This window comes from Nocardioides sp. (assembly GCF_034670285.1).
Taxonomy (GTDB): Bacteria; Actinomycetota; Actinomycetes; order Propionibacteriales; family Nocardioidaceae; genus Nocardioides.
Genome location: NZ_JAXMNS010000086.1, coordinates 1 through 10,871, shown reverse-complemented (window position 1 = coordinate 10,871; position 10,871 = coordinate 1). Strand labels below are relative to the sequence as shown.

At 71.6% G+C, this 10,871-nt stretch carries 11 protein-coding genes; 5 read left to right on the top strand and 6 right to left on the bottom strand.

What is annotated here, in order from left to right:
• From VOI19_RS06320 to VOI19_RS06310, 3 genes are all read left to right on the top strand, one after another.
• On the top strand, window positions 1–343 hold a 343-nt coding region (locus VOI19_RS06320; RefSeq protein ID WP_323792110.1), incomplete at its 5' end, for a hypothetical protein.
• A 56-nt stretch (window positions 344–399) separates the two neighbouring features.
• Window positions 400–960: a SigE family RNA polymerase sigma factor gene (locus tag VOI19_RS06315; protein WP_323792109.1), complete on the top strand. Its 561-nt coding sequence runs from the start codon at window positions 400–402 to the stop codon at window positions 958–960.
• Window positions 957–2,111, top strand: coding sequence for a VCBS repeat-containing protein (locus tag VOI19_RS06310; protein WP_323792108.1), 1,155 nt, complete (start codon window positions 957–959; stop codon window positions 2,109–2,111). Before VOI19_RS06315 ends, VOI19_RS06310 begins: the two co-directional genes overlap by 4 nt.
• Before the next feature lie 44 nt (window positions 2,112–2,155).
• Here VOI19_RS06310 and VOI19_RS06305 read toward each other — a convergent pair whose 3' ends face one another.
• Together VOI19_RS06305 and VOI19_RS06300 are read right to left on the bottom strand one after the other, a co-directional pair.
• On the bottom strand, window positions 2,156–2,773 hold the full coding sequence (locus VOI19_RS06305; protein WP_323792107.1) for a hypothetical protein: 618 nt from the start codon (window positions 2,771–2,773) through the stop codon (window positions 2,156–2,158).
• Window positions 2,770–4,116: an MFS transporter gene (locus VOI19_RS06300; RefSeq protein ID WP_323792106.1), complete on the bottom strand. Its 1,347-nt coding sequence runs from the start codon at window positions 4,114–4,116 to the stop codon at window positions 2,770–2,772. The genes VOI19_RS06305 and VOI19_RS06300 overlap by 4 nt, the downstream gene beginning before the upstream one ends.
• Before the next feature lie 78 nt (window positions 4,117–4,194).
• On the opposite strand from VOI19_RS06300, the gene VOI19_RS06295 reads away from it, so the two are divergent.
• Complete coding sequence (locus VOI19_RS06295) at window positions 4,195–4,671, top strand: cupin domain-containing protein (protein WP_323792105.1); 477 nt, start codon at window positions 4,195–4,197, stop codon at window positions 4,669–4,671.
• Here VOI19_RS06295 and VOI19_RS06290 read toward each other — a convergent pair.
• Genes VOI19_RS06290 through VOI19_RS06275 form a run of 4 tightly spaced genes read right to left on the bottom strand, consistent with a single transcriptional unit; the run spans window position 4,668 to window position 8,652 of the window.
• A complete protein-coding gene (locus VOI19_RS06290) occupies window positions 4,668–5,813 on the bottom strand; it encodes a HupE/UreJ family protein (RefSeq protein ID WP_323792104.1) in 1,146 nt (381 codons plus the stop codon). The two genes, VOI19_RS06295 and VOI19_RS06290, sit on opposite strands and share 4 nt — an antisense overlap.
• An 18-nt stretch (window positions 5,814–5,831) precedes the next feature.
• The gene (locus VOI19_RS06285; protein WP_323792103.1) at window positions 5,832–6,488 is read right to left on the bottom strand and encodes a PaaI family thioesterase; all 657 of its coding nucleotides are present in this window, start codon (window positions 6,486–6,488) and stop codon (window positions 5,832–5,834) included.
• Window positions 6,485–7,549 carry an aminoglycoside phosphotransferase family protein gene (locus tag VOI19_RS06280; RefSeq protein ID WP_323792102.1) on the bottom strand — a complete coding sequence of 355 codons (1,065 nt, stop codon included), beginning with the start codon at window positions 7,547–7,549 and terminating at the stop codon, window positions 6,485–6,487. The genes VOI19_RS06285 and VOI19_RS06280 overlap by 4 nt, the downstream gene beginning before the upstream one ends.
• Window positions 7,546–8,652, bottom strand: coding sequence for a TIGR03857 family LLM class F420-dependent oxidoreductase (locus tag VOI19_RS06275; RefSeq protein WP_323792101.1), 1,107 nt, complete (start codon window positions 8,650–8,652; stop codon window positions 7,546–7,548). The genes VOI19_RS06280 and VOI19_RS06275 overlap by 4 nt, the downstream gene beginning before the upstream one ends.
• Window positions 8,653–8,741: 89 nt before the next feature.
• Here VOI19_RS06275 and VOI19_RS06270 point away from each other — a divergent pair, with 89 nt between their 5' ends.
• Window positions 8,742–10,535 (top strand): N-acyl-D-amino-acid deacylase family protein, encoded by a 1,794-nt coding sequence (locus VOI19_RS06270; protein ID WP_323792100.1) that lies wholly within the window; start codon window positions 8,742–8,744, stop codon window positions 10,533–10,535.
• The last annotated feature ends 336 nt before the right edge of the window (window positions 10,536–10,871 follow it).

Here is a 10,871-nt window from a genome sequence, read left to right as displayed (position 1 = left end):
CGGTGACCTGGAGGTCGTCGTGGGCGCGGGCGGCGGCGAGTCGGCCTGGTACGACGTGTTCAGCTACACCGGCGACGGCCTGGTGCCCGTGCAGGTGGACGGCGCGCCGGCCGGAGCGCTCTTCGCCTCCTTCTCCCACGACGGAACGGACTGGACCACCGGCTACGACGACGGCTTCATCGACCACCGCTTCGCCGAGCAGGGCACGACCACGGCTCCGGCACCGCTGGAGCTGCGCGACTGGGTGCTGGAGGGCACCACTTTGACGCGCTCGGCCACCGGCGAGCCCGGCTGCCTCGTGAGCCGCGCCAAGACGTTCGAGATCGTCCGCGGCTCCTGCTGATCGACACCGCCTGAAAGAACCCAGCCGCCCGAGGCAACCCCGTGAGGAGGACTAGCGTGTACCAGGACATGGACATGCAGACCGGGGCCCTCGGGCCGCTCGGCCGGATCGCAGCGGACGACCCCCTCGTGGACTTCGAGGCCTACGTCCGCGCCAGCCAGACGAAGCACAAGCGACTCGCGTTCCTGCTGACCGGCAATCTGCATGCCGCCGAGGACCTCCTCCAGGCGGCGTACGCCAAGCTCTATCCGAGGTGGGACAAGGTGCGCACCTACGACGCACCGGACGCCTACCTGCGGAAAGTGATGCTGTCGCTGCGGACCTCGCTGTGGCGCCGCCACAAGAATCGCGAGTGGTCGGTGGACGAGCTGCCGGACCTCGGTGGCTCCCCAGACCACGCGGGAGGGATCGCCCAGAGCCAGGCGCTGCTGAAGGCGCTGGGTGACCTGCCCGAGCGACAGCGTGCCGCAGTCGTGCTGCGCCACTGGTGCGACCAGTCAGAGGCGGAGACCGCCGCCATCATGGGCTGTTCCCCGGGAACAGTGAAGAGCAACACGAGCAAGGGCCTGGCCCACCTGCGTCGAGCGCTGGGTCAGCCCGAAGGGGAGGAGTCATGAGCTCCGAGCACCGCGACCCGATCTTCGACACTCTCGACCAGCTGGCCGGGCTGGCCGACGGCGACGTTGCCGGCGACCGGATGCCCGACATCCGGCGCCGGGTCCGAGCCACGCGGCGCAAGCGCATGGCCGGTGTCGGCGTGGCCGCAGCGGCCGTGGTCGCCGCCGGACTGGGTCTCTCCCAGCTGCTTCCCGAGGCAGCTGAGATCGACCCGGCACCACCCGTCGGCGACCTGGGCCAGAACGTCACGATCACTGCCGAGGCGCCGTACTCCGACCAGCTGCGCATCCAGGTCGCGGTCGAGGGCAGGTCCACGGCCTACACCGGCGCTGACGGGGAGTCCGTGGCAGCCGGGCCCCTCAGCCTCGAGGTCGTCGTCGACGGCGAGGTGGTCGACGAGTCGCCGGCGGCCGAGGTCAGCTGCGAGCCGGGCGGCGAGGTGTCGACCTACTCAGTGACCTACCCCGAGAGCTCACGCCGATCCGTCGTCGCACCTGTGTCCGGCCCGGGCAAGCACGTCGTCGAGGTCCGGGCGCCGTACTGCGCCGACGGTGAGCTGGTCGACGAGGTGACCCGCACGACGGTGACCAGCAGGGTAGGCGAGCCCGTCGTCCAGGCGGAGAGCGTCGCGGACGTCGATGGCGACGGTCGGCCCGACACGGTGCAGGTCGTCTCCCCCGCCGTCGGCGAGCAGGGCGACTGGATCCTCGTGGCGCAGCTGGCTGACGGCGCGATCCTCAGCGAGCCACTGCCCGACACCTCCGAGTGGGGCCTCCCCGAGCCCCGGGACCTCGACGGTGACGGGACCGCGGAGATCGTGGTCATCGGCGGGGGCGGCGAGAGCTGGTCCGCCGCCATCTACCAGGTCGACGGCGCCGGGCTGCGCCTCGTCCCGACGCTGAACGAGTCAGGACAGGACGAGCCCCTGGCCTACGGCGTCTCGGAGGGCACCCCGCAGAACGTCACCTTCCAGATCCAGCTGATCGACGAGGGGTTCATGTCGTTCCGCTTCCTCGACGCGGCGCCCACCAGGCCGGCCGCCGTCGACGTTCGGCGATGGGTCCTCGCTGACGGCACGCTCACCCTCCAGGACGCCACTGAGCCTGGCTGCGTGGACGCCGACTTCCAGTTGACCTTCGGCGCCTGCTGATCCCACGGCGGTCTCACGATGGTCAGGCGCGAGGGCGAGGTCGATCAGATGATGTCGCGCACCCGGTCGACCAGCGAGTCCTTGACCGCCTGCGTCACCGCGGCCTCGACCTGACGGTTGAGGTCGCCCTGGTCGTCGAGGTTGCTCAACAGGGCTCGCAGGTCGAGGTCGTCGATCGCGCGCAGGAGCACGTCGTCGGTCTTCAACGCCGCGTCGACCAGCGAGTCGGGCAGCGCCCGGATGGCGAGCTCGAGGAAGCGGTTGAGGTCGGCCGAGTCGAGCGCCTCGTCGACCAGCTCGGAGGCCAGCGGCAGCGAGCCATCGTCCTCCATCTGCGCCACCACCGAGCGCAGGCCCTCGCGCAGCGCGTCGACCTGGGTTTCGGTGACGGCGCCGGAGCGGGCCAGCTCGAGCGTCAGCGCCTCACGGGTGACCCCCAACGCGCAGGCGGCGTCCGCCACCGCGAGCAGCACCAGCTGCTCGGTGAGGCCTTCGATGCCCTCGGCCTGCGAGGTGACGACCTGCTCGCTGCACGCGTCGGCCGGCCGCAGCGGCTCGTAGGCGCCGCCACCGTTCGCGACCTGGACGCCGAGCACGCCGGCCACGAGCACCAGCGCGACCAGCGGCAAGGCGAGCCTGCGCAGGCTGTGCGGGCGACTCACGACGCGGTCCTCCGTCTCCGGGGAGCGACCACCACGAGCAGGGCCAGCAGCGCGAAGCCGGCCCCCAGCAGGAACGAGTCACGGAAGGCCCGCGTCGCCGCCCGCTCGAGCTGATCTCCCAGGTCCCGCTCGAGCCGGGCCAGCGCGAACTGCTCCTCGACCGGCACGTCGATGCGGTCGAAGGCCGGCCCCAGCTCGGGCACCTGGCCCTGCTCCGCCGACAGGGCGGTGCCCAGCGCCTCGGCAACCGCGATCTTGCCCTGCGGCTGCAGCGGCGCGTCGAGCACCAGCGCGGTGATCGCCTCCTGCGCCGGCACCTGAGCGTCACGGAGGTCGGCGGTGAAGACGGGGGTCAGCACGGCGAGCCCGAGGACGACGCCGACGTGACGGGCCCCGATCGTCCAGCCGGCGTGCTCGATGCGCGGCAGTCGCAGGCTCACGGCCTTGGCGGTGAGTCGGTCGACCGTGAGCCCGAGCCCGAGCCCCACGAGCGCCTGGGGCGCGACGGTCCAGCCGAGGTGCGCCGACGGCAGGATCGCCAGACCCACCAGGCCCCCCGCGATCAGGAAGCACCCGACAGCGACCTCCATCTCGTCGCTCGGCCGCAGCGCCCGGGCGAGCGGTCCGGCCGCGATGGCCGCCACCGGCACGACCGACACCGTCAGCGCCGCGATGCCCGGCGAGCGGCTCCATCCCTCGACGAGCAGCAGCACCAGCAGGAAGAGCGCCGCAGTGAGAGCAGCGGAGAGCAGCGCGAGCGTGACGTTGGGTCGTACGTCGGGTCGGTGCCGGTCGAGCGTCGGGAGCGGCATCGCCACCACAGCGAGGGCGGCCGGCACGGCCAGCACCGCGACCGGCACCTGCACGATGAAGATCGACTGCCAGGAGATCAGCTCGGTGAGCAGGCCGCCGGCGAACGGGCCGGTAGCGGTGCCGACGACCCCGGCGGTGACCCAGACGGTGATGCCACGGCGTTCGTCGTACCGGGCGACGAGCAGCTCGAGGCAGCCGACCACCGCCACCGCTCCCCCGAGCGCCTGCACGCACCGCGCTGCGATGAGCACGTCGATCGACCCGGCCACCGCGCACCAGGCCGAGGCCCCCGCGAAGGCCGCGATGCCGAGCGCCGTCGGCACCGCGGGCCGCACCCGGGCCAGCGCGACTGCCGCCGGCACGGCAGCGATCGCGAGCACGAGGTTGAAGGAGATCAGCACCCAGGCGACCTGGGCGACCGAGGTGTCGAGCTCGCGCAGGATGTCGGGCAGCGCGAGCGTCACCACCGCCGAGTCGGCGAGCACGAGCGCGACGGTCAGCGCGAGGAGGGGACCCACCACACGGCGCATCCGGCCATCCTGACAGGCAGGCCGAACACCTCGGCCTCGACTCTGGACGACGTGTCGAGCCAGGCGCACAATCGAACGATGAACAGGAGAGTCATCCGGGCCGGGGAGGGCGAGGTCCTCGGTCCGCCTGCGGGGTGCCGCGACCGCTTCCTCGTCGACTCCAAGGACTGGGGCGGACATCTCGGCGTCGTCGAGCACCTCCTCGCCCCTCGCTCGATCGCCGCCCCGATGCACCGGCATGCCCACGAGGACGAGCTCAGCCTCATCCTCGAGGGCCGGGTCTGGTTCGTCGCCGACGGCGAGGAGCACGTCGCCGAGGTGGGCGACCTCGTCTTCAAGCCGCGCAACGAGTGGCACACCTTCTTCAACGCCGCAGACGAGCCCGCGCGCCTGCTCGAGCTGATCACGCCCGGTGGCCTCGAGGAAGCCTTCCGCGCGATCGACCAGGCCGGCGACGACGTCGACCTCGAGCGGCTGATCGCGCCCTACGGGTGCGAGGCCGACCACGAGGCTACGGCGCCGCTCATCGAGCGCTACGGCCTGACGTTCGGCTAGCCCCGGCCGCCGGTCACTCGCCAGACCTCGGCGTAGGCATCGAGCGCCTCGAGGTCGAGGCCCGAGCAGGTGAGCTGCTGCCCGTCGCCGGTCACGGCGACCAGCACCGTGTCGTCGTCCGGCTGCTGGGGGAAGGGCCCCGCCAGCATCCCCTTGGCGGGCTCGGTGGTGACCAGGAAGCGCAAGGCGTCGAGGTCGTCGGCCGGCAGGTCGGGCGCGTAGAGCACGGCGACGTAGCCGTCGCCGACGATGTGCCCGAAGGCGTCGAGCGGGGTCGTCTGGTCCGGCTCGTAGAACCGACGAGAGGCGTGCGCGTCGCCGGCGGGGAGCGACTGCGTGCGCTCCTCGACGACACAGTCCGACCCGATCGGGACCGACCCGACCGGGACCGAGACGATCGTCTCCCGCTCCTCGGGATCGTCGAGGAGCACCAGGGCCGCGGCGGCGATCCCACCCACGATGAGACCGATCCCCGCGACGTCGCGAGCCACGCCCGGGAGACGCCGCTCGCCCAGCAGCACGCGGGCGAGCGCCACCAGCACCGCCAGCGCACCGATCGCGGTCAGCTGGCCGATCTCGACCCCCACGTTGAAGGCCACCGCCCGCCACAGGAGCCCCTCGTGGGGCAGGCCGACCTCCTGGAGGCGGGTGGAGAGCCCGAGCCCGTGCACGAGCCCGAAGCCGACGACCACCGCACCGAAAACGGTCCAGTCGGGCGCACGGCCGCGCAGCGCGACGACCCCGACGACGACCACGCTGCCGGCGATGACCGTGTCGACGAGGCGCGCATCGACCTGCCACTCGGCCACGGTGGCGAGGATGAGGGTGCTGGAGTGGCCGATCACGAAGCCGGTGATCAGCGTGGCTGCGCGGCGGAGCGTGTCGGAGACGAGCGCGATGCCGGCGATGAAGAGCAGGTGGTCCCAGCCGAGCAGCATGTGCTCGATGCCGAGCGGGACGAAGCCGAGGATGCTGCGGTCGGAGGCCTCTCCGATCCCGTGCGCCTGAGCAGGCGAGGGCCACAGCACGAGCGCCGCACCGAGCAGGAAGGCCAGCGACGCGGGCCTGACGTGGCGGTGGTGCAGCACGGGCGAGGCCTTCCGGACGTCGGCGCCTCGGCTGCGGTCCGAGCCGGGCGTCATGAGGATAGAGGGCCTGCGCTACCTGTCGCCGTCCGGCGCGACCGACCAGCTCGGCACGATGAAGAGCCCCTCGGCCTCGACGGCCGCCCCGTCGGCGCCACCGATCTCGGCGGTCACCGTGACCTTGCGGCCGGTGTCGGAGACGATCCGACCCGCGAGCCAGACGTCACCCAGCGGCAGCGGACGGGTGTAGCGCAGCTGGAGGGTGCCGGTCATCGTGAGCTTCTTCATCGAGCTCGCGGTCACCCCCATCAGGTGGTCGAGGAGCAGCGCGCTGACACCTCCGTGCACCATCGTCGGCGGGCCCTCGTAGCCGTTGCCGAGGAAGAGTGCCGCTGAGGTTGAGCCGTCGGCATGACGCTCGACCGTCATGGGTGGCGCCACCGGGTTGCGGCGCCCGATCACGGCGTTGCCCCACTGCCAGGAGCGTCCGGTGGCGTTGTGCTGCACCCCCGACGGCGTCTCTCGGCACTTCCGGCCGAGCAGGTCGGCCGCGGCGGCGAGGTGCTCGCGCGCCCGGGACACCTCGTCGTCCCCGACCTCCGAGCCGATCGCGAGCGTGCCGAGGCGTCGCAGGTCGTCGGCGACCGGCACGAAGCGTGCCTCGATCTCGTCGACCTCGGCGTCGGTGAGGTCGGACGCCTCGAAGAAGCCGCCGTACGTCGACGTGCTCATGCCGACTCCCCCACCAGGTCGAGGGTGCCGAGGTCGCGCATGGCGGCGCACGAGCGGTTGACCATGGCTGCGAACATCGTGTCGCCCCGCTCGGTGCGAGTGCCGTAGGCGCAGCCGAAGACCGCGATGAGCGCCCCCTGCATCATCGCGAACCGATAGTCCTCGAAGGCGAGCTCGAGGCTGTAGTCGCTGACCCCGTGGCCCAGCAGGGCTGCGTGGTAGGCCGTGACGACGTCCTCGTCGCTCGTGCGGCGGTGCTCGACCGACAGGCCGGTCCCGGCGAGGAAGGCGAGGTCACGAGCGGGCAGCCCGAGCGAGAGGGTCTGCCAGTCGACGGCGGTCACTGCACCGTCGCGCGGGTCGAACATCAGGTTGTCGAGTCGGTAGTCACCGTGCACCAGCCCGAACCTCTCGCTTCGACCCAGGGTCCAGGCCTCGGCGAGGTCGAGCGTCTGGCGCAGCGTCTCGATCGTGGCCGACTCGAGCCGGTGTCCGAGTCCGTCGACGAAGATCTCGAGCGCCGGACCGTAGAACTCCGCCAGCAGCGCGGCGTCGTCCGGGCCCTGAATCGTGAGCCCCTCGACGTCGGCCAGGGTCGGGTCGCACCAGCGTGGCCCGTGCAGCCCGGCGAGGTTGATCGCCGCGTCCCGCGCCTGCTCGGGCGTGCAGCCGGCGACCTGGTCACCCTGCACTGCGGGAGCGAGGTCCTCCATCAGCAGGGTGAAGGCGCCGGTCGCCTCGTCGATCGCCTGGTGGTGCACGATCGGCACCTTGATGGCGACCGTCGGGGCGATCTCCCGGTAGAAGCGCAGCTCGATCGCGTAGGCGCCGATCACCAGCGCGCGCGCCGCCGGGTCCGCGGCGGGCAGCTTGGCCAGCACGGTCTCCGGGAGGGCGGAGTCGCCGGTGAGCGTGAGCCGGAAGCAGGTGCCGATCTGGCCGGTGCCGACCTGCTCGCGCTCGACGCCGTCCACCTGCCGTCCCAGAGCGGCCGTGAGCCACTCCGGGGTCAGGTCCTCGGGCTCGGAGACGATCGGGACTTCCTGGTCGGAGGTGCTCATCGGGACATCCATCCTGGATTGGCGGGCAGGTCGTCGAGACCCCGGTCTGCGGGCCGGATCCCTCGCAGACCTCGCCAGGCGTCCAGCACCGGCACGAGCTCGGTGGGGGTCGCCCCGTGCAGGACGACGCTGTCCGCGCCGGCGTCGAGCTGGTCAGCGATCCGTGCGGCGCAGTCGGCGGGTGAGCCGGTGGCCGAGGCCGCCAGCCACTCGGCGGGCAGCACGTGGTCGCGCAGGTGGGTGAGGTCGTCGACGGTGCCGACGGCGTCGAACGCGCCGGGGTAGCCGACCACCAGGTCGTCGGTGCGGAAGCGTTCGAGGTCGGCGAGGCTCCAGCCGTTGGTGCGCACGAGCACCTCGCCGTAGCCCTGCAGGTAGGTCGCCAGCCGGCCCACGAGCTTGCGCAGGCGCAGCTCCTCGGGCACCTCGTCGGTCACCGTCCCGAGGACCGACCAGACCCGGATCGACGCCGGGTCGCGACCCGCGTCGGCCGCGGCGTTGCGCACCACCTCGACCGAGCGTCGTACGGTCTCGTCCGACATGAAGGTGTGGAGCACGACCCCGTCGGCGACCCGACCGGCGAGCTCGAGGGTCTTGTCGCCGATCGCCATCATCAGCACCGGGATGTGCTCGTCGAACGAGCTGTCCTGACTCAGGTAGGGATAGCTGCCGGCGGGCCCCTCGTGTCCCGCGACCGACCCGCCGGACCAGAGGGTGCGCAGGATGCCGATGGCGTCCTCGAGCTGGGCCCCCGTGACGCGCTTGATCCCCATCAGGTCGAAGAGGACGTCGAAGCCGCGACCCAGGCCGAGCGCGTAGCGACCTCCCGAGAGCCGGTGCATCGTCGTGGCCATCGTCGCGGTCACCAGCGGGTGCCGGGTGTTGTGGTTGGTGGCGGCGGTGGCAATGCCGATGCGGGACGACGCCGCGGCTGCCGCGCCGGCCATGACGGCGGCGTCCTTGACGTTGAAGCGCTCGGAGAGGAAGACCGACCCGAGACCCAGGCGCTCGGCGAGCGCGACCTCGTCGAGGAGGTCCCGAGGCGTGGCGGAGTGGCCCGCGAGTCCGTAGCAGGCGAGCTCGGGAAATTCAGGGGGCTCCATGACTGCATCCTGACCCAGCGATCAGACACCTGTCCAGCAAACGCGCAACTACTCTTGACGCGCGTCAAGCAGCGCGGTTCCATGGGCGAGTGACCTACGACACCATCATCAACGGCGGCCGCTGGTTCGACGGCACCGGCTCGGCCTCGGCCCTCCGCAACCTCGGCATCGTGGACGGCGTCGTCACCACGATCACCTCCGGCCCCCTCACCCCGGGGCCCGACACCGAGGTCATCGACGCCGCCGGGCAGTGGGTGCTGCCGGGCATGGTCGACATCCACACGCACTACGACATCGAGGTGCTCGACGGTCCGGGCCTGCCCGAGTCGGTGCGCCACGGAGTCACCACGATCATGATCGGCTCCTGCTCGCTGTCGACGATCCACCTCGACGCCGTCGACGCCGGCGACATCTTCGGCCGCGTCGAGGCGATCCCCCGTCAGCACGTCATCGACGCCGTCGAGCAGCACAAGACCTGGCGGACGGCAGCGCAGTACGTCGCCGCTCTCGAGGACCTGCCGCTCGGTCCCAACCTGGCGGCGTTCATCGGGCACTCCGACATGCGCGCGGCCACGATGGGCCTCGACCGCGCCACCCGCCCCGAGGAGAAGCCCAGCGCGGTCGAGCAGGCCACGATGGAGTCCATGCTCACCGAGGCGCTCGACGCCGGCCTGCTGGGAATGTCCTCGCAGCAGCTGCTCTTCGACAAGCTCGACGGCGAGGTGTGCCGCTCGCGCACCCTGCCCTCGACGTACGCCCGCACCCGCGAGCTGCGCCGACTCAACTCGATCCTGCGCAAGCGCGCCCGGGTGCTGCAGTCCGGCCCCGACATCACCCACCCGCAGAGCCTGGTCTCGCAGGCGCTCAGCTCGCTCGGCGTCGGACGTCCGCAGCTCAAGACGAGCCTGCTCTCGGCCGCCGACATCAAGGCGATCCCGGCCGTCATCCACGGCATGGGGCCGCTGGCACGGGCGATCAACAAGCTCGGCGGCGACTTCCGCTGGCAGCACCTCCCGGTGCCCTTCGAGGTGTACGCCGACGGCATCGACCTGGTCATCTTCGAGGAGTTCGGCACCGGCGCTGCCGCGCTGCACCTCGCCGATGCCCTCGCGCGCGACGAGCTGCTGCGCGACGAGGATTATCGCCGCCAGTTCCGCAAGGACTACGAGAGCAAGTGGGGGCCTCGGGTCTGGCACCGCGACTTCTTCGACGCCGAGATCGTCGAGTGCCCCGATGCCTCGATCGTCGGCAAGTCCTTCGGCGCCGTCGGGCAGGAGCGCGGCGGGCTGCACCCGGTCGACGCGTTCCTCGACCTCGTCCTCGAGCACGGCACCGACATCCGCTGGCGCACCACGATCTCCAACCACCGCCCCGAGCTGCTGAAGAAGATCGCCGTCGAGCCCGGCGTCCAGATGGGCTTCTCCGACGCCGGCGCCCACCTGCGCAACATGGCGTTCTACAACATGGGCCTGCGCTTCCTGCGCCACGCCCACGACGCCGAGCTCGCGGGCAAGCCCTTCATGACGATGGAGCACGCCGTCCACCGCCTCACCGGCGAGCTGGCCGACTGGTACGGCGTGGACGCCGGCCACCTGCGCGTCGGCGACCGCGCCGACCTGGTCGTCCTCGACCCGGCGCACCTCGACTCCGACCTCGACGACTACCACGAGAGCCCCGTCGAGCAGTTCGGCGGACTCTCGCGGATGGTCAACCGCAACGACGCCTGCGTGCGTCGGGTGCTGATCTCAGGTCGCTCCGTCGTGACCGACGGCGTGCCGACCTCCGTGCTCGGTTCCGAGCGCACCGGGTCGTTCCTGCGCGTGGGGCAGAAGGTCGCTCCGCGGCCTGCTGCGCGCCATCGGGCGACCACTGCGACGGCCTAGCCGAGCAGCGGGCGGCAGACGGCGACCCCGAGATGTCGCCGCCCCCCAGCCGCTTGAAGCCGCCGCGGCCCGGGGCGGGAACCACGGTGGTGTCATCCCCCTGCGGTGGTCCCCGGACCGCGTTGGTGCTTCGAGGACGATCTTGGGGTGGCCGGGGCTCCTGAGGCCAGCGAGAAGGCGGTGTCCGGACAAGTCCGGACACCGATGTGACTCAATACGACGCGCTGACCTGCGGTTTCAGGTTTCTCTCAGAAACGTCGAAATGTGCGCGTTGACGACGTCCGGCTGCTCCACCTGCAGGAAATGACCCGCCTCGGGCACCAGGATCGCCCGAGA